This window comes from Methanococcus voltae, from assembly GCF_017875395.1.
Taxonomy (GTDB): Archaea; AGJL01; Methanococci; order Methanococcales; family Methanococcaceae; genus Methanococcus; species Methanococcus voltae_C.
Genome location: NZ_JAGGMO010000005.1, coordinates 1 through 26,970, shown reverse-complemented (window position 1 = coordinate 26,970; position 26,970 = coordinate 1). Strand labels below are relative to the sequence as shown.

At 29.5% G+C, this 26,970-nt stretch carries 19 protein-coding genes; 14 read left to right on the top strand and 5 right to left on the bottom strand.

Annotated features, from left to right (window positions below; genetic code table 11):
• Positions 1-42: 42 nt before the first annotated feature.
• The gene (locus J2127_RS06075) at positions 43-3,033 is read left to right on the top strand and encodes a heavy metal translocating P-type ATPase (RefSeq protein WP_209732682.1); all 2,991 of its coding nucleotides are present in this window, start codon (positions 43-45) and stop codon (positions 3,031-3,033) included.
• Positions 3,034-3,132: 99 nt separating this feature from the next.
• On the opposite strand, the gene J2127_RS06070 is transcribed toward J2127_RS06075, so the two are convergent.
• The gene (locus tag J2127_RS06070) at positions 3,133-3,558 is read right to left on the bottom strand and encodes a molybdenum cofactor biosynthesis protein MoaE (protein WP_209732681.1); all 426 of its coding nucleotides are present in this window, start codon (positions 3,556-3,558) and stop codon (positions 3,133-3,135) included.
• 303 nt (positions 3,559-3,861) lie between these two features.
• On the opposite strand from J2127_RS06070, the gene J2127_RS06065 reads away from it, so the two are divergent.
• Complete coding sequence (locus tag J2127_RS06065) at positions 3,862-4,359, top strand: archease (RefSeq protein ID WP_209732680.1); 498 nt, start codon at positions 3,862-3,864, stop codon at positions 4,357-4,359.
• Positions 4,360-4,498: 139 nt separating this feature from the next.
• On the opposite strand, the gene J2127_RS06060 is transcribed toward J2127_RS06065, so the two are convergent.
• Positions 4,499-5,794, bottom strand: coding sequence for an L-serine ammonia-lyase (locus tag J2127_RS06060; RefSeq protein ID WP_209732679.1), 1,296 nt, complete (start codon positions 5,792-5,794; stop codon positions 4,499-4,501).
• Positions 5,795-5,951: 157 nt separating this feature from the next.
• Positions 5,952-6,962, bottom strand: coding sequence for a shikimate dehydrogenase (gene aroE, locus J2127_RS06055; protein WP_209732678.1), 1,011 nt, complete (start codon positions 6,960-6,962; stop codon positions 5,952-5,954).
• 219 nt (positions 6,963-7,181) lie between these two features.
• Here aroE and J2127_RS06050 point away from each other — a divergent pair, with 219 nt between their 5' ends.
• The 11 genes from J2127_RS06050 to J2127_RS06000 all read left to right on the top strand — a co-directional run bounded on the left by J2127_RS06050 (position 7,182) and on the right by J2127_RS06000 (position 20,866).
• Positions 7,182-7,535 (top strand): carboxymuconolactone decarboxylase family protein, encoded by a 354-nt coding sequence (locus tag J2127_RS06050; RefSeq protein ID WP_209732677.1) that lies wholly within the window; start codon positions 7,182-7,184, stop codon positions 7,533-7,535.
• A gap of 61 nt (positions 7,536-7,596) precedes the next feature.
• Entirely contained in the window at positions 7,597-7,953 is a 357-nt protein-coding gene (locus J2127_RS06045) for a class II SORL domain-containing protein (protein ID WP_209732676.1), read from the top strand.
• A gap of 199 nt (positions 7,954-8,152) precedes the next feature.
• Positions 8,153-8,335, top strand: a complete 183-nt coding sequence (locus J2127_RS06040) for a rubredoxin-like domain-containing protein (protein WP_209732675.1) — start codon at positions 8,153-8,155, stop codon at positions 8,333-8,335.
• Between the two features lie 99 nt (positions 8,336-8,434).
• Positions 8,435-8,785 (top strand): DsrE family protein, encoded by a 351-nt coding sequence (locus tag J2127_RS06035; protein ID WP_209732674.1) that lies wholly within the window; start codon positions 8,435-8,437, stop codon positions 8,783-8,785.
• 429 nt (positions 8,786-9,214) lie between these two features.
• Positions 9,215-14,077 (top strand): right-handed parallel beta-helix repeat-containing protein, encoded by a 4,863-nt coding sequence (locus tag J2127_RS06030; protein WP_209732673.1) that lies wholly within the window; start codon positions 9,215-9,217, stop codon positions 14,075-14,077.
• Between the two features lie 363 nt (positions 14,078-14,440).
• The gene (locus J2127_RS06025; protein ID WP_209732672.1) at positions 14,441-15,427 is read left to right on the top strand and encodes a cell wall-binding repeat-containing protein; all 987 of its coding nucleotides are present in this window, start codon (positions 14,441-14,443) and stop codon (positions 15,425-15,427) included.
• 315 nt (positions 15,428-15,742) lie between these two features.
• On the top strand, positions 15,743-16,408 hold the full coding sequence (locus J2127_RS06020; RefSeq protein WP_209732671.1) for a hypothetical protein: 666 nt from the start codon (positions 15,743-15,745) through the stop codon (positions 16,406-16,408).
• A 255-nt stretch (positions 16,409-16,663) separates the two neighbouring features.
• A complete protein-coding gene (locus tag J2127_RS06015; protein ID WP_209732670.1) occupies positions 16,664-17,161 on the top strand; it encodes a hypothetical protein in 498 nt (165 codons plus the stop codon).
• A gap of 259 nt (positions 17,162-17,420) precedes the next feature.
• On the top strand, positions 17,421-17,771 hold the full coding sequence (locus J2127_RS06010; protein WP_209732669.1) for an ArsR/SmtB family transcription factor: 351 nt from the start codon (positions 17,421-17,423) through the stop codon (positions 17,769-17,771).
• Between the two features lie 262 nt (positions 17,772-18,033).
• Positions 18,034-19,194 carry a hypothetical protein gene (locus J2127_RS08550; protein WP_209732668.1) on the top strand — a complete coding sequence of 387 codons (1,161 nt, stop codon included), beginning with the start codon at positions 18,034-18,036 and terminating at the stop codon, positions 19,192-19,194.
• Positions 19,195-19,303: 109 nt separating this feature from the next.
• Positions 19,304-20,866, top strand: a complete 1,563-nt coding sequence (locus tag J2127_RS06000) for an alkaline phosphatase family protein (RefSeq protein ID WP_209732667.1) — start codon at positions 19,304-19,306, stop codon at positions 20,864-20,866.
• 94 nt (positions 20,867-20,960) lie between these two features.
• On the opposite strand, the gene topA is transcribed toward J2127_RS06000, so the two are convergent.
• Both topA and J2127_RS05990 read right to left on the bottom strand, forming a co-directional pair.
• Positions 20,961-23,498 carry a DNA topoisomerase I gene (topA, locus tag J2127_RS05995; protein ID WP_209732666.1) on the bottom strand — a complete coding sequence of 846 codons (2,538 nt, stop codon included), beginning with the start codon at positions 23,496-23,498 and terminating at the stop codon, positions 20,961-20,963.
• Positions 23,499-23,793: 295 nt separating this feature from the next.
• The gene (locus J2127_RS05990) at positions 23,794-24,231 is read right to left on the bottom strand and encodes a universal stress protein (RefSeq protein WP_209732665.1); all 438 of its coding nucleotides are present in this window, start codon (positions 24,229-24,231) and stop codon (positions 23,794-23,796) included.
• A gap of 310 nt (positions 24,232-24,541) precedes the next feature.
• Between J2127_RS05990 and J2127_RS05985 the strand changes: the two genes are divergently transcribed.
• Positions 24,542-26,970 (top strand): right-handed parallel beta-helix repeat-containing protein (locus J2127_RS05985; protein ID WP_209732664.1); only part of this gene is annotated, 2,429 nt, incomplete at its 3' end.

Below are 26,970 nucleotides of genomic sequence, written 5' to 3'. Positions count from 1 at the left end.
TTATATTCAATAATAGACTTATAGGTGTATTTTGGGATTATTATGAAAATAGAGTTACAAATATTTGGAATGCACTGCAGTAGTTGTGCATCAAATATCGAAAACAATGTTTTAAAGCTTAATGGGGTCAATTCTATAGCCATTAACCCAGTTACTGAAATAGGGGTTATAGATTACAATGAAAATATTGTGGATTTAGATGCCATACTGGATAAAGTTGCAGAATTGGATTTTGAATACGAAATTATAAACAAAGATATCGATAATTTAAAATTAGAAAATAGCAATAATTATGATGATAATTATAATAGTAATAATAATAAATTATCGAATGAATATGAAAATGAATCAGAATTAGAAAATACGGGTAAAGATAACGATAACGTGCAAACTAGGGGAAAAATTGCAGTTATCAACAATACCAAAAAGATATCTTTGCTAATTTCGGGTATGCACTGCAGTATGTGCGCATCAAACATTGAAAAAAATGTTTTAAAAATTGACGGGGTTAAATATATATCGATTAATCCTGTTACCGAAATTGCAAGAGTTGAATATGACCCAAAAATTGCTAATTTGGACAATATGACCAAAGTTATTGAAGAATTAGGTTTCGGGGTTAGGATATCTGAAGATGATGTACCCAATAATTTTGTAAAAATTAATAATGTTGATAATAAGGAATTAGATGAAACTAATTATACTAATAATAAGGATAATAATAAAATCAATAAAATTAGCGACTCTGAAAAATCAGGTCATGCAGAACATAAAGAAAATAACTATGCAAATAAACTTAAACAATTAAAAAAATCAACCGAATCTAAAAATTCCAACGAACATACTTCTGAAAACTCAGAAATTTCAGATAATTTAGATATTGCGATAATTTCTAAAAATGAAAATGGTTCAAGAACTTACGAGTCAAAATTACCAAAACCTCCTAAAAGCAAAAAAGAGCTTGAATTGGAGCATAAACGACTTCAAATTTGGGTAGGGGTAGCATTCTCCTTAATTCTTGTAATTTTCAGCATGATGTCAATGGATGCTACTACAAAGAATTTTGCATTATTGATATTGTCGTTATTCCCAATGTACTATGTAGCTTTACCAATAATTCAGAATGGCTACACTGCAATAAAGCATAAATACCTAAATATGAACGTAATGTATACATTAGGTATTTTAGCGTCATTTTTAGCATCAGTTTTTGCAACATTTGGGATTTTGTCACAGGATTTCATGGTGTACTCCACACCAGTCATGTTAGCAACATTACTAACACTCGGTAAGTATCTTGAGGGTAAAGCTAAGGGTAAAACTTCAAAGGCAATTAAGGAATTAATGAGTTTACAGGTTAAATATGCGGTTATCGTAGAAATTGAAAATGGCGTAGAAAAATATTCTAAGGTACCCGTAGAAAGAATAAAGAAAGGAGACATTGTACTAGTCAAATCAGGTGAAAAAATACCTGTCGACGGTACTGTTTACAATGGAAGTAGTTACGTTGACGAATCTTCAATAACTGGAGAGCCAATACCAAACGCAAAACATATCGGGGATAGCGTTATTGGCGGTACCATTAATCAAGAGGGAGTTTTACAGATAACTGCTCAAAAAATAGGTAAAGATTCATTACTTGCACAGATAATCGAAGTAGTTAGACAAGCACAAGCAACTAAGCCAAATTTCCAAAGTATCGCAGATCGATTAGTTAATTACTTCATACCTGCAGTATTTCTATTGGCCATTTTATTCTCTAGCTACTGGTATTTAGGCGGTTACGGGCTATTAATATCTGCATCGATATTCATATCAGTAATTGTTATCGCTTGCCCTTGTGCTTTAGGTATTGCTATTCCTACGGCTGTTACCGTAGGTTTGGGTCGTTCTGCAAACTTGGGTATACTTATAAAAGATACTGAAGTATTTGAATTATCAAAAAACATTAATGCGGTAATATTTGATAAAACAGGTACTTTAACGGAAGGTAAGCCGTCAGTAACTGATTATATATCTGATTTACCCGATGAGAAGTTTGCAAGTTATATAGTTTCAATGGAATCAAATTCTAGTCACCCTTTAGGAAATGCAATTGTAGAGTATTTCAAAGATAAATATGAATCTGAAATGACTGAACAAATGATTAAAAAAGTTTCAGATTATCAAACAATTGTTGGAAGAGGAGTTGAAGGAAAAATAACGGACGAAGGCATAACTAAAAGTTTACTTGTAGGTAATAAATCGTTAATGGATCAAAATAATGTACCAATTCCTGAAAAATACCTTGAAAAATTAAATGAATACCAAGAAAATGCCCAATCCATAGTATTTTTAGCAATGGACAAAGAAGTTAATGGTTTATTGGCAATAGCTGATAAATTGAAACCAAATGCAAAAGAAACAATTTCTAATTTGATAAACATTGGTATTAGTCCATACATGGTTACTGGGGATAACAGAAAAACTGCTTCAGTAATCGGTAATCAATTAGGAATTCCAGAAGAAAACATATTTTCTGAAATTTTACCAAATGAAAAATCAGAAATTGTGCTAAAAATAAGGGAAAAATTAAATAAAGGAATAAAATACACCAATACTCCAAAGACTTGTATTTTACAAGACACTCCAAACGATAAAATCGAAAGAAATGTTTCAAATCACAAGTTAAAGAGAGTTGTATTTGTCGGTGATGGAATAAATGACGCTCCAGCTCTTTCAGTTTCAGATATTGGAGTAGCTATGGGTTCAGGTACAGATATCGCTATAGAAAGTGGCGATGTAGTTTTAATGAATGAAGATATTAATTCCGTATACAAATTCATTAAATTGAGCCGAAGAATATATTTGCAAATTAAAATAAATTTATTCTGGGCAATTGCATACAACTCGATATTAATACCAATTGCAGGCGGGTTGTTAATACCATTTGGTATAATGTTTAGACCAGAATACGCAGCATTTGCAATGACTTTGAGCTCCCTATCTGTTGTAGGATTTACCTTAATGCTTAGAAACTACAATCCAAAATAATAATAAATAAAATAACATAAAACTAAAATAATAAAATAAAGTTATTAAATTAAAATAATAAAATAAAGTTATTAAATTAAAATAATATGTGATGGAAAATTAATGTTGTTCTACCCAATAACTTCCATCTTTTGCAAATTCTTTTTTCCATATTGGCACTTCTTCTTTAAGTTTATCTATCAAGAATTCACATGCTAAAAAAGCTTCTTTTCTATGTGATGCACCAACCACGATTAAAACGATATTTTCGCCTACCTTTAACGTGCCTATTCTATGTATCATTGTCACGTCAATTATATTAAACTGTTCCATAGCCCTATTGGCTAGCTCTTCTAACTTTTTAGTGGCCATAGGTACATAACCTTCAAAATCTAATTTGTTGACTTCTTTTTCATCGCCGTCTTTATACCCTACATTCCTAACAACGCCAATAAAATTTACGAGTCCCCCTATATCAGGGTGCTTTTCAAGCATTTTTTTAACTTCTAAATCCGTATTAAAATTTTCTTCAGAAACTCTTATCATAAATTATCACGATTTTATAGATTCATAAGTAATTATAGGTTCTATTAATTCTATTCTATTAATTAACATTTATTAAATTATCCTTTTAATTCTTATTAACTTTAATTTTAATTACTCTTATTTTTATTTAAATATGTATATAATCTATTAGTTATATATTATAAAATAAATATATTAACATATATTGCATAAATATATTAGAATACTCCATAATCTACTAAATTTACTATCAATTCGTAAAATACCATAAATAAAATTTGCAATGTCTAAAAATCTAAGCGTTTAAAAGTTGAAGGTGAAAATTTGAGCGGATACGAATATTTTGAAACTATGGCCGACATAGGTATTACATCTTACGGAGAAACCATTGAAAAAGCTTTTGAAAACGCAGGTAGGGGATTATTTAATATTATGGTTGATATTGATAAAATCGATAATAAAAATGCACTGGGGAAATTTCAAATAGCTTCTGACGATTTACTAAGTTTATTGTACGATTACCTAACAGAATTGTTAATACTCCACGATTCAGAATTTTTATTACTATCAAACTTTAAAATAAATATTGAATCAATTGTAGAAGAACAAGATGATGAATCAGACAATATCCAAAATATGGATAACAAGGACAGTAGTGAAAAATTTAAAGAATATTATACCTTAGATTGCTATTATTTTGGTGAAGAATACGATAACTCCAAACATGAAGCAAAAGAGGAAGTTAAGGCGATAACTTATCATAAAATGAACATTTCAAATAACGAAGGAGAATTTAAAATAAATTTTATAGTTGATTTGTAATAATGATAATAATAAATAAAATATATACTAAATAAACAATATATACTAAATAAATAAAATATACACTAAATATAAAATAATTTTATAACTTTTTTTACAATCATTATATTTTTTTATAAACTTTACAACTTACAATTATCTAATTTTCAAATTCTGTATTCATATAATATTTGGCTAAACCTGCTTTCGAAGTTTCTTTATAGCCACATTTCAAATCTTCGCCCGTTTCTTTCATTGTTATAATAACCTGGTCTAAACTAACCCTATGGCGACCATCCGTAAATAAGGTAAAATTTGCAGAGTCTAAAGCTCGTACTGAAGCCACCGCATTTCTTTCAATACAAGGTATCTGCACATAACCGCCAACTGGGTCACAAGTCATGCCTAAATGATGTTCTAAAGCCATTTCAGCAGCGTATTCAATTTGTTGGTTGGTACCGCCGAGTATGTATGACGCCATAGCTGCAGCCATAGCACAAGCTGTCCCGACTTCACCTTGACAACCAACTTCTGCACCGGAAATGGAGGCGTTCTCTTTAACTAAGTTTCCAACTAAGCCCGCAATAGCAAGAGCTTTCAAAATTTCATCTTCAGTAAGGCTATATTCTTCCTCTAAAACTTTTAATAATGCAGGAACTATTCCCGAAGACCCACAAGTAGGTGAAGTAACAATTACGCCCCCATCAGCATTTTCTTCAGCAACTGCTAAAGCATAGGCATACAGCTTTCCATTGGTTGAAAAACGTGTTTTTCTCATTCTAGCTTGTTTATATATCCGTTTTGCTTTACGCGGCAATTTTAAGGGTCCCGGTAATACTCCAGATTTGTGTAATCCATTTTCAATTGATTTTTGCATAACTTCCCAAATATTGCTCAAATAATGCCATATATCATTTTCTTCAAAATCTTCTACATATTGCCATAATTCTTTCCCATTTTCTTCACACCATGATAATATATCTTCCATTTTATCAAAAGGATATACTGGTTTTTTATATGGTTTAAAATCTTTGGTTCCAGTCATTTCCGAATCTTTTACAACTGTTCCTCCGCCAATGGAGTAGTAAATTTCTTCAGCAACTACGTTCTGATTTTTATTATTTTTATTATTTTTATTATTTTTATTTTTATCATTATTTTTATCATTTAATATTGCTTTAATTTTTAAGGCATTTGTGTGATATTTTTTTACTATTTCGGGCTTCCAATAGATATTTACCGTTTTAGGCACTAATGTATCTCGTATAATTTTATCAGTCAGGTGTCCTTTCCCTGTAGATGCTAAACTTCCGTATAATTCAACATCATAATAATCAAAATCTATATTATTTTGAATTAAATAATTTTTAAACTCATTGGCCGCTTTTTGAGGTCCCATTGTATGGCTACTTGAAGGTCCGTGACCTATTTTGAATAATTCTTTTAAAGAATCCATTTTATCACCTTTAACCATTACCATTATAAAATTTACTAACATTAAAATTAACATTGTAAGTGGTATACTATTGATATATGCTTTAAAAACGTTATAAATATTTCAGATGTAAAAAATTAGAATTGAATTATTATTATTTTATTAGTTTATTAGTTTATTATTTGGAGTTCAATTCTTTAATTAAACTATTTTTCATGATTTCAACATCTGGTTTAAGACCCGTCCAAATCTCAAAGCTAATAGCGCCTTGATGTACCAACATGCTGAGACCATTTTGAGTAACAGCCCCTTTTTCAGATGCCTGCTTTAAAAATTTTGTTTCAAAAGGATTGTAGATTATATCAACTACAAATTTCCCAACGAGTGAATTTTCAGGTAATTTTGATAAATTAATAACTGTTTCATCAATATTTGGGTGCATTCCCAACGAAGTAGTGTTTACAATAATATCGTAATCCATTAAATTATTTATATTATTAAATTCGTCCAATTTAATTGAATTAACATTTTTATGACCAATTGATTTTAAGTACTTTTCAAGAGCTTCTGCTTTTTCAAAAGTCCTATTTGTAATTGTAACAAAGTTATCTTTCGACATTTCGTAACAAATCGACCTACTAGCACCACCTGCGCCTAAAACAAGTATTTTTTTACTTTTAATTGTGCTATTTGAGGTATTTAAATTACGGGTTTCCATTAATTCTTCGATAGCTTTTCTAAATCCTAATCCATCAGTATTATACCCTTTAGAATTGCCATTTTCAAACAATATGGTGTTTACCGCACCTATTTTTTCAGCATCTTCATCTATTTCATCTAAATACTGCATAACATCGATTTTATACGGTATTGTAACGTTTAAGCCATGAATGTTTAAAGTTTTTGCAGAAACTACCATATTTTTTAAATTTTCCGGTGAAATGTCAAATGCAATGTACACATAATTTAAATTATCAATTAAATTACTTTTTAAGTATTTAAATTCCTTTAATTTCTCGATGGTGTCGATATTTTTAGAAATAGCTTCACTATTTAATTGATTAACCTTATTTTTAAAAATAATCGAATTGTGCATAACAGGGGATAGCGAATGAGCAATTGGATGACCAATTACCCCGAGAATTCTAGTTTTTGAATTTACTAGATTACATAAATTGCTATTTAACATTATATCACCGTTTTAGTATTGTTATATTATTATATCTATTTAATTGTATTATAAATTATTTAATATATTGAATTTATTATTTGGGTTTAAATTTGTTATTGGTCTTAATATATGATTTAGTTATGATTCAAAGTAAAAAATATATATAACCGTATTTACAAAAATTATAGTGTGAATAAATTAAAATAAACCATATATAAAAAAAATTTGAGGGAAAATATGAAGCAGCAAGTATTCTACGGCAAGGGAATGCCTCTTGTAAAACAGGAAAACCCTGAATTGTATAATGCAATCGTGGCTTTAAACGATGCGGTTTTTAATGGGAAGGTTTTGGACTACAAAACTCAAAAATTAATTGCTATAGCCATTACAGCAGCTAGCGGGGATAAAAGAGGAACTTTTAAACAAATATACAGTGGTATGAACCACCTTGCAATAACCCACGATGAAGTAATGGATGCTTTAAATATGGTTTTATTAACATCTGGAATGCCACCTTTCATTAAAGCAGTAAGGGTTTTAGAAAAAGTAGAGAAAGAAATCGAAGCTGATAAAAAACAGTGTAAATCATAACGAAATAACTAGTTTATCCAAAATACTAAAAATTAATTATCATGAAATACGGGGTATATATATGAATAAACATGTACAAACTCTTAAAGAAGGAACTGATTTTGAAAAAAAGCACGTTCCAATGATAGAATGTAAAGATGAAGTTGCTGTTAATGAATTATATGAAGTAAAAGTACATAGTGCAGGTGTTGACCACCCTATGGATGATGGTCACTTTATACAGTATATAGAACTTAGGATAGGGGACTTAACAGTATATAGGGGTAGTATGACGCAGTATGTTAAGCCTGAATTGACAGTAACCTTAAAGGCTCCTTCCGAGGGTCATGAAGGTTTAACAATGACTTTAAAGGCATTTATGTTCTGTAATTTACATGGTCTTTGGACATATGAAAAAGAAATAGCTATAAAAAAATAAGATAAAATAATAAAATAAGATAAAATAATAAAATACGATAAAATAAGATAAAATAATAAAATTAAGAATAAAATTATATATTTGGAATTATTAGACTTAAATCTATGGGATATCGTCTATACTTATTTATTTAGTTATTTACTCATTTATTTTTAAATATTCTAATAGATAAGTTGTTAGATTAAATTAGGGGTGAATTATGACTTGGTGGAAATGTTCAAACTGTGGATATATATTCGAAGGTGACGAAGTACCTGACCAATGTCCAAACTGTGGGGAAAAATGTACTTTCTATGACGTATCTTGTTATACGCCAGAATGTGGTTTTTGCGGAATTGACCCAAAAATTGCAGGTCGGAGACAAGAAGAAAGTAGACTTTAATTGATATCATTAAATATATTAAAAATTGCAGTAATTGCAGTAATAAATTAATACACTATATACTAATACAATAATTACAAATTTATAAGGGGGATAAATTTGAAGATTTCATTATTGGTTTTTTCCTATGAAAAAGATGGAGCACCAATGAATACATTAATGTTCCATGTTTTATTATTTGCAAAAGAATTAAAAGAAAAAGGCGAAGATGTAAAGATATTGTTTGAAGGTGAAGGAGTACAATGGGCAAAAGAATTAATAAACCCAGAACATCCATTTAAAAAACATGTCGAATATCTAAAGGATAATTTTGTAGCTTGCGAAGCTTGTTCCAGTATGCACGGGATTTTAGATGACATAGTTGGAAAAGTAGCTATCGAGAATGACTTGCACGGTCATATTAGTCTAAAAAAATATTTGGACGATGACGGAAAAGTTGTAGAATTTTAATTCGAACAACTTTCAAATTATATTATAGTATATTATATTACCGTATAACATAAAATAAAATTCTTTTACTATTTTTATATATTTTTTGTAGTATATTATTATATTTTTAAACTTTATTTTTATATGATATTTTTAGTATTGTCACATCTTTTTCAACATTATGTTTATTCGTAATCAACTAAATTATTTAACTTATTTTTACAATCAAAATGTCATATGTCGATATTATTTAAAAATTCCCTATTATCTGTTGTTATATCCCAAACAAATCGTAATTATAATTCAAATAATATATATAACCCTTTATTTAAATAATTATATGTATGAAATTTTTTTTTAATACATATCATAAACTAAGTATATTATACTAAATTATACGTTTGATAGAACATTCTATCAAATTGGTGAGTAATTTAACGAGGGGGATTTATGAAATCCAATTACTTAAGCTATGCCTTATTCTCGATATTATTACTTACACTACTAGGGTCTGCTTGCGCAGCAGAATACAATATAAGTGCAAGTAATTTCACAGAACCTGGTATTGTAGGTTTAACAATCGAAGAAAGCGGTATTTATAATTTAAATGAAAGTGTAATGGTCGATAGAAAAAACGCTATTTACATTAAAACAAGTAATGTAACGATAAACGGAAATGGTCATACATTGACTTTTAATAGTGGGGGAATCGCTAAAAACGGTATTCGTATTTTTAACACTGTTATAGGTACTACCAATGTAACCATTAATAATCTTACATTAGATGGTTGGGATATAGGGGTAAATGATGCAGGTAGTAATTTAACAATGATTACTAATCTTAACATACTAAACTCTGATAGTGAAGGTATGAAACTTACTCAGCTTATAAATTCTAGGGTTGAGAATTGTTCAATTATAAATAGTAATAATGGCAGTGCAATATTGGCATCATCCGGTACAAACTGTACTTTTAACAATATTACAATACCAAGTAGTCCAGAAAGTTGTATAAGACTTGTAGATTGTGTAGATTATACAATAAATGGTTCTACATTATCTAATTCACAAATAGGTATAGATTTACTAGATTCACCAAGTTCAAATATTTTGAAAAATACCATCAAAACATGTAGTTTAACAGGTGTACATGCGGATTACGCACCATACAGTACATTTAAAGACAATGAAATATCTGCATGTGAAGTTGGTTTTGATTTCTATGACACTGATTATTGTGATTTCATAAACAATACAATTAAAAGTGAAGATGGATTTGCATCTAAAGACATGGGTGTGAAATATGAGATTTCAAATGATTGGAATGTATCAAAAAACAATATTAGCGGATACGAATACGGTATAAAAGTTTCAGAATCCGATGATTATAATTTAACTGAAAATTACATATGGAATAACAGCATCGGTGTTTATGTCGATGAAAATTCCGATTATGTAAATATATTCAATAACACAATATACAAAAATATATTGGGAATTTCATTGTATTCATCATTAAAAGCGTTCCCTACGAATGTTTTACCAAATGATGGTATCTTAAATGAAGACGGCACTGGTAACGATGGATTAGACCACCCTGTGATTCTAACTGCAAACATGAGCAGTGAAGAAATACTTTATGTTACCGGTTATGTGGGTGTTAATAATTCAACTAGTGCATTTGCAGATACAATCGTAGATGTTTATTTGGTAAATTACACAACTCCTGCGAGTGGTGACACTAATGCAAATATTAGTAACTACGGTGGAAGCTGGATTTACTTGGGTTCTAACACTACAGACGGAAACGGGGTATTTAAGACATATACCAATATCGTGGGAGTAAATACGAGTGCGTTAGTAAATAATTCGTATGTTACAGCATTAGCAAGGAATGAAACTTCTGGAAAATATTATACATCAGAATTTGCATTAAATACACCAGTTCGTGAAAAAATACCGGTATGTAGAAATCTATCCATAAATATATCTGAGGAAGTAACCGATAGACCAATATGGATAAATGTAACTATAGAGCCGAATGGTTACAATATAACGTATGTAAATGCTACTTTAGGAAACATGACATATCGATTAGATACGATCGATAGCGGAACTGCTAGAATATATAACGGTACCATTTATACGCCAAATTCAACCGGTGTTTATCCAATAAGAATTACAACGTACTATAATCAAGGTGGGTCTACTCCTATATTGAACATTAAGACTTGTTCTTGTGATTTATGCGGTTGTGCAATAAATGTAACGGGTAACCCTGTTGAAATACGAACTGTTACAAGTCCTCAAAACTTTATAGTAAATAATCCTGACGAAAAATTGGTTATAAATGTAACGACAAGAAATAATTGGACTAGTGCGGCAGTAAATAATGTAAGTATCAGTATTTTAGGGGATGAATACTGGTTCACTGAATTAGCTACGGACGTTTGGGGTGCAAACATATCTGTGCCACACAGTAAAGGAAATTACACATTTACAATAAAAGCAATGGATAATTTAAACAACTTCAATACATATGATGGTTGGCTTTATGTAAATGACACATACTTCATCTATAATTCAGACATTCCATATTATATTACCAATCCTGGTAACTACTTAATAATGGAAAATATATTGCAAAATGATGATGAAGGTATTCTTATATCCTCAGATAATGTAACAATTTATGGTAATGGTTACAGTTACAATTACTACAATGCAAGTTTCAACTATGCAACAGATTCACATTACGGATTTGCGATATCATCGGGAAATAACGTTTCAATTAGTAATATTTCAATGGAAAATTGGATATACGGCATAATTGGAGGTTATGTTGAAAATTCAGAATTTGAAAATATCAATATATCAAATTCCTATGCTGGAATGATGTTCTTAGAAATTCAAAATTCCGAAATTAGAGATAATGTTTTAAAAGAACTAAATCTTACAGGAATTTTAATTTATACTTCAAATTCAAAAAATATAACAATTTCAAATAATATAATATATAATTTCACTTACACGCCATATGTATTTGGAGATAGTAACCCAAGCAAAATTTATGCAATAGAGTACAATACAGGTGAATTAAACACTTCAAAAGTAAATAGCAATATGAATTACCCTGTATTTACAAACGTATCATATAATAAAACAAACAATTCTTTATACGTTAAAGGATTTATTGGGCGTAATGCACCAAATGCGGGAGACTTTGGAAATTCAAAAATTGAATTATATCTTGTAAACAATACAACTGACGGAGATAAATCCAATACAATCCACCCTGGAAGTTGGGTACTAATAGGTGTATTCAACACAACTGCGGCAGAATTTAATAAAAATATTGATGTATCTTCAGTAAATATTGATAATAATTCATATATTGTAGCATCAGCATATTTAAAAGACATAGGTACTTCCGAATACTCAATAGGATACCCAGTATTCTATAGGGATGATGGAAGCATAACTATTGGAAACATATATACAATTCCTGGGCAAACTACAGGAACGGCTGACCCTATAGACGCTTATATAGCAATCGTGGGAATAGGTGTTCCAGCTGAAATCAATGTTTCGATATTAGGAACAGGAATTGAAAACAACACCACAACAATGAATTTGGCATACATAAATGATACGTGGGACGTTTATAAGGTAAGCTTACCAGCTTCACCACTTGAAGAAGGATTATACACCTTAAACGCATCTACGAAAACAGCAAGTAAACCATCTATTTGGAAACTCTCATCCGAATTTGGAAACTACTTTGTAGTAGATAAATCAGCTCCAAAAATAAGTGTTTCATTTGACCCAATGTATGCAAAAGTAAATGGAACAACTAATATTACAGTTACAGTAAACGATACAAGCCCAATAGATAAAGTAAACGTTACACTTAATGGTAACAACAGTAATATATTCCATCTAGTTCAGAAAAACTCTACAACCTGGTATGGCCTCTTGGATTTAGGTGATACACCAGGTAACCAAACAGTTATGGTAAATATATCTGATATATTAGGTCACAAAAATTCGACTACGTACACAAACTTGTACATAGATACAGAAGCACCAATCATCGGAAATATTTATGTAACACCTGAAGAAGTAGCTTTGAACCAAAATACAACAATTTGGGTTTTAATTGACGATTACGTAAATATACCTGAAAATAAAACAAATATTACATTAAAAGCAGAAGATAACAGTACAAAAACATATAACGTTACAAAATTAGCAGATAATTTATTTGCTTTGAATATTCAACCAAATATTGAGAATATGAGTTCAGGAATTTACCAAATTGCAGTAAATACTTCTGACGAATATGGAAATAATAATTCAACAGATTATATTAAAAATTTGACTGTATTAAATGTAAATATTACAAATAACGATACGTACAATAATTACACGCAATTTAATACAGGCGGTACAACAATAATTAATTTATCTGGAATATACATTGAAATAAACACCACGGAAAATATTTCCTCGCCAGTATCTGTCTCTGAATTAAATAACCCACCTGCAAGTGGTGGAGCATTCACAGCCGGTGCAAGTCCTTGGGAAATACAAATACCACTATTGAATAGTTCAGTAATCAACAATTCATACATTAAAGTCTACTATAATTTAGCAGACTTCCCAAGTAATATTAATGAAAATAGCTTGAGATTGTATAGATACAACGAAACAACTGGACAATGGGTCGTATTTACAACACCTAATGGTGGAGTAAATATTGTAGATGATTATGTATGGGCATACACAAAAGATACATCAGGTAAATGGATCGTAGGTGGTTCTTTACTTGCTTCCACTAGTGGAGGATCTGTTAGAAGCAGTAGAAACAGAGATAGCTTTGAAGGGGTATCCGATGATGTAGCATCAGTTGAATTAAGAAGTTTCATATCCAATGCAGAGGTAATCGCTGGAAACAACATTGATATGGGCTATTCAACTACATTAACCAGTAATGGAGTTTTAGCATCAAGTAGGGCATCAGACAACATTACACAGCAAACAATACTTATCGGAGGTCCTGTATCAAACCCTGTAACACGTAGATACAGAGGTTATTTGCCGATACCGATAACAAATGAAGAACCTGGAGAAGGAATAGGCGTTATTCAAACCTTTACAATAGGCGATTATACCATAATAGTCCTTGCAGGTTCTGATAGGGTAGGAACTCGAACTGCTGTTGAGTATTTCGCACAAATGGATGAATTACCAACAGATAGCCTAAAGGTAACATTTGTAGCAGGACAATACAAAGTTGTAAGAGTTTCCTAACCATATAACTAAAAAATAAAATAATAAAATATAAAATAGAATATAAAATAAAATAATAACTACCTTATCTATTTTTTAATTTTTAATTCTTAAGTTTAGTTTTATTTTTAGTTTTATTTTTAGTTTTATTTTTAGTTTTAGTTTTATTATTATCTATTTTTGATTTAAATTTTTCGTATATAGTTAATTTAACATTTTTCCAATTTTCAAGAGACATTTTAGGTTATTTTTTATCGCAATTATGGAAAATACATTAATATATTAAAAATTATATAATATTATATCATAAATTAAATAATATAGATGTTTAAATATAACTTTAATAAACGTCAACATATAATTAATTTACGTTATGGTGACAATATGACAAAAGATTTAAAATCAAGTGGTTTAAAATACATAATTACAATATTAACCATCCTTTCGGTATTGGTTGGTGTATCCTCTGTTTCTGCAACCGAGGTTTTACTTGTAAGTGACAATTATGCTGATTGTTTGACTGCAGGCACTTTGCAGGAAGTTTTAAACGATACTGTAATCGTTACAACGCCTTGGGGCGAATATACAAATGAATCATGGGATGCAATAGTTGCAGAGAACCCTGAGACTGTTTACATAATCGGAGGTCCCGTAGCAATCCCTACAGATTACGATGATAATTTAGAAGATAATAACATAACATATGCAAGATTAAATGGTTCAAATAGGTATGAAACCAACCAGGAAATAATTAACAGATTCATAGAAAGATTCAGAGAAGCAAATATTACAAATATTACCATAGCATACGGTGACGACGTAAATGGAAATTGCACCGGCTGGGGCTTTGTAATTCTCACAAATGGAACTAATTTATCAATTGATAATGATACGGTAGATTATTTAAATATTACAAATGATACAAACATTACAATTATTGAAACACCTATGTTTAACGGTTCAACAATTGTAAAAAGACTTAATAACCGTGGATTTAGAGTAAGCACTCAAGCAATGACTGGGGAAGTCTTACAATTAAAAGTTCAAAATACAAGACAAGCTTTAATTAGAAAAATGGAAAGATTAACCGTTTACGGTCAAAACATGTCTGCTGACCCTGCATACCAAGCATTAGAAAATAAATTAGCAGAAGTAGACGAAAATATCGCAAATGAAAATTATGTACAAGCATATGCCTGCGAAATCGAACTTCAAAGTATGATTTCACAATACAAATTCACAAATAAAAAAAACTTTAAATACACAGGATACTCGACTGTAAGTACCAACTCAAGTAACTATACTAATCCTGGAGTAGGTTATGGGAAAACCAAGGTAAAAGTCAATAATCCAAATAAACCAGTTAAATAATAACTCAATAAAAAATAAATTAATTAAATAAATTAGAAAGATATATACTTAACATAATAAATTAAAAATGTAACTCGTTAAATTCTCTTTTTTTTAATTTTTAATTGTAATTATCTCCGATTTACGCAGTATTGTATTTTATAAACCTAACAAACTAATAAATAATATATATCATAAAACAATATTGTATAATCACATTATAAAATAAATAAGATATATAAGATACCTAACTAAACAATATAATAAATAGACTATAGAAAAATATTTATAAAAAATTTAAATATTCACAAGTATGTAATTTACACAGGTGAAAACATGGATTTTAAAAAAGTCGCTGTTTTAGCATTGACTTTAGTATTAGTTGCGAGTTTTTCACTTTGTACAAGCAAATCTAACGATAACAACGACGTTCAATTGAAAAGTTCAGAATATCTTGTACACTTTGGTAATCAATCGCAAATATTGACTTTAAGGTCAGATGTTTTAGATACAGTTTCAGTAGATTTAATTAATACATCAGATAATGATATCAAGAATACATATTTCAATAATTCAGCATTGGCATATATTGATTATGACCCGTCTTTGCCAAACAATGAAGGTGGAGTATCTGTTATGGACTTAAAAGTTAAGTTAATTACATTTAATAGCTATTACTACTACGATAATAATTACAAGCCACACAATATCGCAAGTTTGGTAAGTACTGAAGGTAATGACACATACATACAATTATTGATATATGGAAATGAATCAAATCCTTTAAACTTAAAATTAAACACTACAGAACTAGATATTGTGAAAAATAGTAATAAAACAACAGTATTTGAAGTTAGAAAAACAAATAATACTGCTACAATTACAAAAGTAGGATTTAATCACTACTTAATTGAAGGTAACTCATTAGAAGAATTGGATAAAGCAGAATCAAGACTTTTAATAGCTTTAGTAGGAAATGTTAATAATTCGGCTGCTGCTTAATTTAATAATTCCAATATCTTTTTAATTTTATTTTTTAATATTATCTCTTTATAATATACTTTTATATTTGGTTTTATTTTAAGAATTATAATATTTGATATTTGATATTTGATATATCATATACAACATATAGTTTTAACAAAATTTTTTAACTAATTATAAATAGTATTGATTACATAATAAATCAATAAAAATAAAAATAATCCTTATCGTTTTAACATCTATTTAAATATCTATTAAATTCTTGGTGGTTTTATGCGAATATTTGATGATTTAGAAAATATTACGGACATTACAATGAAGGTAAATGATTTAAAGGAAGTAAGGCAGAGCAAAAAGAAAGCTTTAGTATTTGGTAAATATAGGGGCTTAGTATATGGGGAACCGATGTTTGTAATAAGTGTTTACGGAAGAAACCTTTTTAGATTGATTTGTGGCTGGAATTCTGAGAATGAAGAGGTTATATTAGTTAGATACAACAAAGTAATTGATGGATATCAAAAAAGACACGAAAATGAAGCCTTACAAAAATACATGGCAGTAGCTGACGTTGTACAAGATATCGAAAAATACGTATCCGAAAATGAAAAAGACGTTTCATTTAAAATGACTGAAACACCTGTTAAAAAATGGGTAGAAGGTGGGGAATACGTTTCAACAAATTTAACAATATGGGAAACATTTAAAGAGTGCGGTTACAACGTATACCGTCCATTAAACAATATACCTGAAGATGTAGTTATTAAATTATAATATCTCTTATTTTCAGCATATAATATACCAATAATCTAATTTTTAGCATGTTTATCTGATTAATCTTTTTTATACTATTAATTCCCTTATTATTATCTTATTAGTTATTCCATTATTAATTCTATTATTAATTCTATTATTTTTTAAATATTCTTAAATCACTTATAAATCAATAACTTTAAATCGTACAAGTTTTAAATATCTTTATCAATTTTGAATTTACGATTATTTTTAGGTTTAATTATTATCGAGGGATATTTTGCAAAATAAAAACTATACACTTAGTTCGGTTGATGACACAGAAAAAACAGAGAAATTTGATGTGATAAAAGACTCCGAAATAATAACGCTTTTAGGTCGTAAAAGTGTCTTAAGTGTCTTAAAATGTTTAGAACATAAGGGGGCGTGTAGGTATGTTGACATATACAATACAATAGACGTCTCAAAGGGTACTTTATACAATAATTTGGAAAATCTTGTAGATATGAACTTAATAGTTATTAAATTGGACGGTAGAAAAGTAATTTACGAATTATCCGATTGTGGACGGCAGATATTACATGGAGTAAATAATTTAATCCATTATTTTAATGAAAATTGTGTTAAGTAACATCTTATTCAAATAATAAACTAATAAAATATTAAAATATTAAAATATTAAAATATTAAAATATTAAAATAATATAGTAATAAAATAATATAATAATAAAATAGTAAATTCCATTTTATCTTTTTTAAACAACATTGTGAAAATAAAAAAATATGCAAAAAAATATATAAACTTAAAAACAAATTTTATATATTATTTCTATGGTTATGCAATATTCTATATTTTTTATTGGATAAAGAAATTATTTTAGAGGGGGATAAGGATGTATTTTACTCGAAAAATGGATAATTTTATAGATTTTAAAACTTCATTTGATAAACCACTTTTATCAAACAGGACAAATCAAATAATTGAAGAGTTGGGTATAAAACCTGAAGAAATAGCTATTGGGGAGTTTGCAGGGAGGGACAGCTCAGCTGCTATAATAAAAGCTTTTGAAGATAACGACGATATAAACGTAATATTACCAATATGTGCATTTACTGGTTTAGAATATGATAATTCAAACGGAAGTGATATACATGGTAGATTGGGCTATGAAAATCAGCAGGTGGACGAATTTTATGCAAACATGGTTGATGTATTGTCTTTAAAGGAATATGCCCACTATGAAAAATTCGAGGTGTATTATAGAAATTGGGAAAGGATATATAATAGGTTTTCTGAGCATAATGATACTTTTTCTTTAACTGAAATGGTAAAAATGTTTGTCGGCAAATACGCGAAAGATAAAGATGTCGATAAGAATACAAAGATTATGGACACTTCTTTCGTTTCAGGTCGTTTTTACATTCCAAAAAAAGAACAAGAATTGGATAAACTTAAAAATGGAGCTATGGAAAAAGATAAGATATTTTTACCATTACATTTTATGTATGAGCCAAGTTTATGGCACGCAATAAATGGGCGTTTTTCTTCATTAATCGGGGATAAATTCTACTATTATTCTCCTTGCATGGGTTGCCACGCTTATTTAAGAACTTTAAGAGTTCCATTGGCTAACAAATTGGGTAAAAAAATTATTTCAGGAGATAGAATTAAACACGACAATAATTATAAAATTGACCAAATCGCAGTCGCTTTTGAAGTTTATACAAATATTGCAAAAGAATTCGACGTCGAAATGTTATATCCCATTAAAGACATTGAAAAGGGCTCTGAAATCAAAGATATCATAAATGAAGACTGGGAGCAGGATGCTAGTCAGCTCACGTGCATGTTTAGTAAAAACTATAGAAATATTGACGGTACAGTAAATGAGCGGAAATGTCACTTAGAGGATATTGAAAATATTTACAAGGAATATGTGGAAGTAGTTTGTAAGGATTTGTTACACAACGGTTATCGGGGTAATTTTGACTACACGGGAGTTGTAGCAAAGTATTTTGAAAAAGCATGTAAAAAGGACTATCCAAATTACTAAAATGCCACAAATACCTAAATATTCTAATTATTTTAAGTAATTAACTAATTTAATTATTTTAATATACTCTTTCGATTATTTTTAATTATTTTAAAAAGTAGGTAAAAAAATGAAAGCAATCGTTATATTACTTGACGGCGTTGCAGATAGACCTTCCAACGATTTGGGTGGTAAAACGCCTTTACAGTATGCAAATATTCCCAATTTGGATAAATTTGCAAAAAATTCTCTAACTGGTTTAATGTGCCCTCAAAAAATAGGGGTACCTTTGGGGACGGAAGTAGCTCATTTTTTACTTTGGGGCTATGAAATCAATCAGTTCCCTGGAAGAGGCGTGATAGAGGCGTTAGGTGAAGATTTAGACTTAAAAACTGATTCGATATATTTAAGAGCTACTTTAGGACATGTAGAATATACTGAAGAAGAAAACGGATATATGGTTCTAGATAGGCGAACAAAAGACATAAACAATCAAGAAATTTCAGAGTTATTAAAATCTATTTCCAATATTGAAATAGACGGTTATTTGTTTAAAATACATCATATGCAGGGTATACATAGTATTTTAGAAATTTCAAAGTTAAATAATACCAATAATAAAACTAATAAATCTAATAAAACTAATAAATCTAATAAATCTAATAAATCTAATAACAATATTAATAATAATATTCCCAATTTGGATAAATTTGACGAATATAAATCTAATTTAACGCTAGAATTAACATATGATGAATTTTGTAGTTTAAAAAATGGTTTAAACTGTGAAAACAATGTTATATCATCTAAAATTTCAGATAGTGATCCATTTTATAGGAATAGACACGTTATAAAGGTTAAACCAGTCATTGAGTTGATAGAAACCTTTGAGGAATATCAGAATGCTTTAAATGTATCAAAGGCATTAAATAAATATTTAATAGCTTGTAATGATATTTTAGAGTCCAAAAAAATAAATATGGAGCGTAAAAGTACTAATAAATCTCTTGCAAACTTTTTATTAACAAAATGGGCAGGTAGCTATAAAAAAATCCCTTCTTTTAAAGAAAAATGGGGTTTAAACGGTGTAATAATTGCAAATAGTAGTCTTTTTAAAGGTTTGGCTAGATTACTAAGAATGGATTATTATGATGAAAAAGATTTTAAAAAGGCTCTTAAATTAGGGTTAAAATTTAAAAATAATAATTATGATAGTATCCATAATAATAATAATAATAATAATTCAAACTATGATTTTATACATATCCATACAAAAGAGCCTGATGAAGCAGGGCATACAAAAAACCCTTTTAATAAAGTAAACGTCTTAGAAAAGTTGGATAACGATTTAAAGATTATAATGGATGAAATTAACCAAGAAACAGAAAATAATAATAAAAATTTATATATAATCACCGGAGACCATGCTACGCCTTCAACCGGTAATTTAATACACTCTGGGGAATTGGTACCGATTGCAATATATGGCAATAGCGTAGGTAGTGATAATACAAACGCATTTAATGAAATAGAACTTTCAAAAGGATATTATAGAATAAATTCAAACGACATAATGAATTTAATATTAAATTACACCGATAAAGCGTTATTATATGGATTAAGACCAAATGGTGAATTAAAAAAATATATTCCAAAAGATTATGAATTAGAATTCTTAAAAAAAGAGAAGTAATTATTTTTTATTATTTATTATTTATTATTTAGCTATTATTTAATTATTATTTAACTAGTAATTAATTAGCAATTATTATTTAATTATAAATTAATTATTCTTTTTTCTTAGTAGTAGCTTTCTTTGCTTTTGTAGTGGTTTTAGAATCTGCTTTTTTAGCTGTAGTCTTTTTAGTAGCAGTTTTTTTAGCTGTAGGCTTTGTAGTTTTGGTGGTTTTAGTAGCAGTCTTTTTCGCGGTTGTTTTCTTAGTAGTAGCCTTCTTCGTTTCCTTTTTTTCTACTGTATCTTCTTCCCCTTCCTTTTTGATTTTTTCAGTGTGCCTACATTTCGGGTAATTTGAACAGCCGATAAATTCCCCAAATCTACCTTTACGCTTAACTAAATCGCTACCACATTTAGGACATTTTCCAACTACTTCTTTTTCATTGGATTCGCCTTTTAAGTTTTCTGTGTATTTACATTCCGGATAGTTTGAACAACCCCTAAATACGCCGAAAGCTCCTCTTTTAATGGTTAAAACCCCATCACATTTAGGGCATTTCTTTTCATCTTCTTTTTCATTCTCAATTTTTTCAAGTAATTTCTTATCTTCCTCTGAAATTCTCGAACTACATTCTATATTAACACATAAATCCTTGCCCATGTAATTTATCATCGGGAGCCCACAAACTTCACAAACTTTATTTGGTATTTTTATAGCTCCTTTTTGAGGAAGTGGGTATGTAATCTCACAGTTTGGATAATTTGAACAGCCTACAAATCTGCTTTTGCCCTTATATTTAATAATTATGAGGTCCCCCTCACATTTACATTTACCAATAATTTGCAATGACCTATTTGTAGAATCGATTTTATCTACAAGTTCATTACCTATTTCTTTCTCTTTTTTCCTAAATTCATCGAGAATTTGAGATAGTTTTACCTTAGTTTCTTCAATAACTTGTTCTTTTTTTATTTTATGGTCTTGTATCTTTTCTAGCTTATCTTCTAAATCTCTAGTAAGTGTTTCCTCTACGATTTCAGGACAGTATTTTTTAAGAGTTTCTATAACCCCAATACCTAATTCAGTAACACTAAGGGAGCCGTCTTCAATAACGTAGCCTCTTTTGGTAAGTTTTTCCAAAATATCGGCTCTTGTAGCTTTAGTACCTAATTGTCTTGTTTCAAGTTCTTTGATAATTGAGGCCATGGTGTAACGTTTAGGTGGTTTGGTCTCTTTTGAAAGTTTTTCCGTACTTTCTATGGATAATACAGTACCTTTTTTCATTTCGGGAAGTTCATTCTCATCAAATTTCGTAAAGTAATAGATTTCGTGCCAGCCTTCGTGTGTGGTACGTGAACCGCTTAATTTAAACTTCTCGCCGTTTATATCTAAGGTTACTTTTGAATATTCACGTTCTGCGTCATCCCAGAATGCAGCAAGTGCCCTTCTTGCAATTAAATTGTACAATTTTTGTTCATCATCGGGTAATGCTTCTTTAGGAACATCTACCGGGTGAATTGCAGGGTGTGCAGGATCATCCTTTTTACCTTCCATAGGTTTCAAGTTCTTTTCAAGAATTTCTGAAGCGTATTTTCCGTATTCCTTACTTTTTAATAGCTTATTCAAAACTTCCTTCATATATTCTGCATCTTTAGGTAATTTTTGGGAGCTAGTTCTCGGGTATGAACAATAACCTTTTTCATACAACTTTTGAGCTATTTCCTGTGTTCTTTTTGGAGAATATCTAAAAGCATTGTGTGCTTCTCTTTGTAGAGTACCTAAATCAAACGGAGGATAAGGTTTTATCTTCTTTTTATTTTTCTTGATTTCTTCTACAATAGCTTCTTTTTGACCTTCTACATTGCCATATGCTTTATTTGCTTCTTCTTCATCCCAAAATTTATCTATTTCGTGTGTAGCAATGAGTGGTGCTTCTTCATCAGCGCTTACGCTGTTTCCATTATTATTTATGAGGTTAGCATTAATTACCCAATAAGGGACTGGTACAAACTTTTGTATTTCAAGTTCCTTTTCAACTAAAAAAGCAAGTGCAGGACCTTGTACTCTACCCGTACTCATCGTTTTCCATCTTTTAGCGGAGCTAATTGCTTGCATTAATGCTCTCGAGATGTTAATGCCGAAAAACCAGTCTATTTTGTGTCTACTGTCTCCCGCATCAACTAATCCAAAATCAATGCCGTCAGTATTTTCAAAAGATTTTACGATTTCTTTTTTCGTTAAACTTGAAAATCTCATTCTTTTTGCGATATCTTGACCGCAAGCATAATGTAAAGCGTGGTAACCGATTAATTCCCCTTCGATATCCCAGTCCGTAGCTACATAGTATTCATTAGCTTCTTTTGAAAGCTTTTTTAACACATTTATGTATTTCTGAACGTATTCTTTACCTTCAACGGTTGAAGCAGGTGCCCAATCAATATCGTAAGTTGGATAGTCGCCGAATTTGGTTTTATTTTTTTCTATAAGCGTGTATAAATGACCTACAGCTGACGCTACATAATAAGTTTTGCCCTGTTTATCTACTTCGTAGTAAGGAACTTTGTTTTGTGATTTCTTTTTAGGTTTCCCCAAGGCGTCAGCTATCTTTTTTGCCACATTTGGCTTTTCGCAAATTATAAGTCCTGTCATATTTTCCCGATAATCTTAATAATTGTAATAATTTTAATAATTTTTATATACTTATTTTTATAATAACTTTTATAATAAATTTTATAAACATTTTTATATTATTTTATTCTAATTTTCAAGATATAAATAGTTAATAGGTACAATATTAAAATAAACATTATAATGTACTTTAAAACGAATTATCTATTTTTATTTATTTATAAATCCAAAACAAAATCAGAATTTGGGTTTAACTACTTTTAAAGTGTTAAATTATAAATTGCAAAAATTATAAAAAATAGAGAAGAATTAATGATTATTCTTTTTGTTTAACGAGTAAAACTGGGCATTTTGTATGTTTTAAAACTCTTTCAGCAACACTACCTAATAAAAGTCTATCAAATCCAGTTTTACCTGTTGTACCCATTACAATAAGGTCAGCGTTAATTTTATCAGCAAATTCAACGATTTCTTTTTCCGGATTTCCTTCTAAAACTTGGTTTTTAAATGCTACATCATATTTTCTTGCAGCTTTTGCAACAAGATGCAATGCGTTGTCTCCTTCTTCTTCGAGTATCTCTTTTAAATTACTCCATAATCCGTCAGCAGGTATTTCCGTATAAGGTGTAGTGTCTAACACATAAACCCCGAATATTTCAGCACCTGTAGTTTTAGCTATTGCTACCGCATGTTCAATTGCTTCAAGAGATACATCGGAACCATCTGTTGGTACTAATATCTTTTTGTATTGCATATTGCTCCTCCCCCTAAAAGTTAGTACTATAATCATTATTTATTTTATATATTATATTTATTATTAGTATTAATAGTATTAATAATGTTATTTCTATTTATAAATTTATTTTTATACTTTTTATCTTTATTGATTTGGATTTTATCATTATTATTCTATTTTTCCACTATTCTATTTTTCTATTATTGCAGGATAATTCTATATAATTTATATATTTAAAAACCTATATAATGTACTATATTCTTAAATTTAATTAGTAGAATATATTATTTCTATTTTTACAAAATATTTAATATTATAAGGGGAGACTATGAAAAAATATATAATTATTATGGTAATTTTAACCTTGTTTTCTCTAAGTATGTCAAGCGGGGAGCAATATCTTAGCCAAGCTGACTTTAATGGGGGTACATATACAATATCTACTCCTGGTACGTACATACTTAGTGAAAATATAAGTTTTAATGAGGTTAATGCAATATATATTGAAGTAAACAATGTTATCATAGATGGCAATGGTCATCAAATAATGGGTAATAGGGTAAACGACTTTGGGATTTCTACCAATAATCCAGGTTATTTAAGTAACATCACTATTAAAAACACCATACTCAAAGCGTTTGATCGAGGTATTAGATTAGCTCGTGCTAATAATTCTATAATAGACAATGTTTTCATAATTGGTGCAACTATATCTATAGACTCTATAGCTTGTGATTACACCGTTAACAATTCTTTATTGCTTAGTGCTACACAACAGGGTATAGATTCAGATTATGACAATATCACAGTTGAAAATACAAATATGTCTACAACACAATATGGTATTTTTACAGGTGGGTCACGTATGTCAGTTAAAAACTGTAATTTTAGAGATACTCTTTCAACTTCAATTTACCACCTTAGGGGTAAAGAACTCAATGTAACGAATTGTACATTCAATATTTCATATCTTGCTATTAGGGCACAGAATGGTAATAAATTCCTTTTGGAAGATAGTATAATTGAAGATAGTGACGCTGGAGCAATATATCTCTACGAAACACATAATTTCATATGCAGAAATAACGTAATGAAAAATATTAGAAGACCAATAAGTACATTCCACATATTCCAAAATGTAAATAACGAATGGATAGAAATAGGTAATTATCACTATAATTCTAATTATGAAATTTATGACTTTGACATAATTCCTCAAAAGGAAATAAAATTAAAAATTATTCCTGTAAATACGCCATTTTCAGATATTGAAAAAGTTTCATATGATTTATATGATTCAGAAAATAATTTGAATGATGAATTATCATCTGATTATGCAAAATCATACGATATCATAAATAAAATAGAAGAATACAATACTGAAGAAAATTTATTAAATGTATATGATTCGTCAAATGAATTAACAAATGAAACAGATATATTAGAAGATGTAAAATTTGACGATAATAACGTTGCAGTAACAAGTGGAAAAGAAGTACACATGGGCATAAATTTAACAGATGAACAATTGGCAAACAGCCCAAAAATAAAATTGTCAATGAAAGCTAATGAATATGGTCACGGTGTACCAGTTAACTATCCGATATTAAATCAATTCGTAGATTTCAATACACAGGCAGGTACTTTAACCGTTGATGGAGTAATAGACGAAGTAAACGGTATGGATACAGAATACAAAATTAACTGGGTATCAACAAGTGGACACCCTGATGCAGAAAACTACCTTTACATATTGGAAGACGAATCTTACTACTACATAGCATTCGATGTCGCTTCGGATAACACAAATGAATACGGCAAAGATTTCGTTGAGTTTGATTTTAAAACTGATAGCAATGTATCATCATACAGAATTGATGATTATAATACAAAATATGGATTGGGCGGATTCCAACTAACACCTAAAGTAACATACAAACACCAGGTTTATGAAGTAAAAATACCAAAATCAGAATTTTCAGAGCCAATAACCGGCTTTAGATTGAGATATTACGGTACTGAATCTTCATTCCCTTCAGTAATACATTTAGCAGGCTGTATAAATGCAACAATTGAAAATAATAGCATACATGACAATGAAGTTGAAGGTATTACTTTAATAGGTGCTTTGGATAGTTGTATAGACAATACAATATCTAAAAATAGAATATGGAACAATAAATACTTAGGGATTAATTTATATGAAGATTTTGATTTTATTGGAAAAGTAACTCCTAATACTGGAACATTAAGTAGTTCAATACCTAATAGAGGTGTTGATTTCCCTATTATGGAGTATGCAAATTTAACAGACGATGAACTTAAAATCTCAGGATATATCGGAGTTAATAACGGTAGTTCAGTCTTTGCCAACGCAAAAGTTGAAGTTTTCTTTGTGAAAAATTCAGAAGTTGGAGATAATTTAGTAGGTAATGAAGATAATGGAAATTATTACGGGGAAGGTTATTTCTACATTGGAGATATCATTGCGGATGAGAATGGAAACTTTGAAAAAACCTTCAATGTTTCAACAATGCCATATGCCTTCAATAATACAACAATGTTATCTGCTACAACTACATTCGAAAGATGTACTTCAGAATTTGGTAAAAATATAAATGTTACAATAGTGGTGCCTGAACCAGAACCTACCCCTGAGCCCGAACCTGAACCAACACCATCGAGTGGAGGAAGTGGGGCAGGAACAATATATAAAGCTCAAGCAAGAGAGGGTACTTCAGAAGGATTCACTTCACA

What these genes read in the sequence shown, in the direction of transcription:
- aroE (WP_209732678.1), bottom strand. Translation starts at nt 6,962, where the DNA reads ATGTTAAATAGCAATTTATGTAATCTAGTAAATTCAAAAACTAGAATT.
- J2127_RS06025 (WP_209732672.1), top strand. Translation starts at nt 14,441, where the DNA reads ATGACAAAAGATTTAAAATCAAGTGGTTTAAAATACATAATTACAATA.
- J2127_RS06020 (WP_209732671.1), top strand. Translation starts at nt 15,743, where the DNA reads ATGGATTTTAAAAAAGTCGCTGTTTTAGCATTGACTTTAGTATTAGTT.
- J2127_RS06030 (WP_209732673.1), top strand. Translation starts at nt 9,215, where the DNA reads ATGAAATCCAATTACTTAAGCTATGCCTTATTCTCGATATTATTACTT.
- J2127_RS06015 (WP_209732670.1), top strand. Translation starts at nt 16,664, where the DNA reads ATGCGAATATTTGATGATTTAGAAAATATTACGGACATTACAATGAAG.
- J2127_RS06070 (WP_209732681.1), bottom strand. Translation starts at nt 3,558, where the DNA reads ATGATAAGAGTTTCTGAAGAAAATTTTAATACGGATTTAGAAGTTAAA.
- J2127_RS06050 (WP_209732677.1), top strand. Translation starts at nt 7,182, where the DNA reads ATGAAGCAGCAAGTATTCTACGGCAAGGGAATGCCTCTTGTAAAACAG.
- J2127_RS05990 (WP_209732665.1), bottom strand. Translation starts at nt 24,231, where the DNA reads ATGCAATACAAAAAGATATTAGTACCAACAGATGGTTCCGATGTATCT.
- J2127_RS06000 (WP_209732667.1), top strand. Translation starts at nt 19,304, where the DNA reads ATGAAAGCAATCGTTATATTACTTGACGGCGTTGCAGATAGACCTTCC.
- J2127_RS06075 (WP_209732682.1), top strand. Translation starts at nt 43, where the DNA reads ATGAAAATAGAGTTACAAATATTTGGAATGCACTGCAGTAGTTGTGCA.
- J2127_RS06045 (WP_209732676.1), top strand. Translation starts at nt 7,597, where the DNA reads ATGAATAAACATGTACAAACTCTTAAAGAAGGAACTGATTTTGAAAAA.
- J2127_RS06040 (WP_209732675.1), top strand. Translation starts at nt 8,153, where the DNA reads ATGACTTGGTGGAAATGTTCAAACTGTGGATATATATTCGAAGGTGAC.
- topA (WP_209732666.1), bottom strand. Translation starts at nt 23,498, where the DNA reads ATGACAGGACTTATAATTTGCGAAAAGCCAAATGTGGCAAAAAAGATA.
- J2127_RS08550 (WP_209732668.1), top strand. Translation starts at nt 18,034, where the DNA reads ATGTATTTTACTCGAAAAATGGATAATTTTATAGATTTTAAAACTTCA.
- J2127_RS06060 (WP_209732679.1), bottom strand. Translation starts at nt 5,794, where the DNA reads ATGGATTCTTTAAAAGAATTATTCAAAATAGGTCACGGACCTTCAAGT.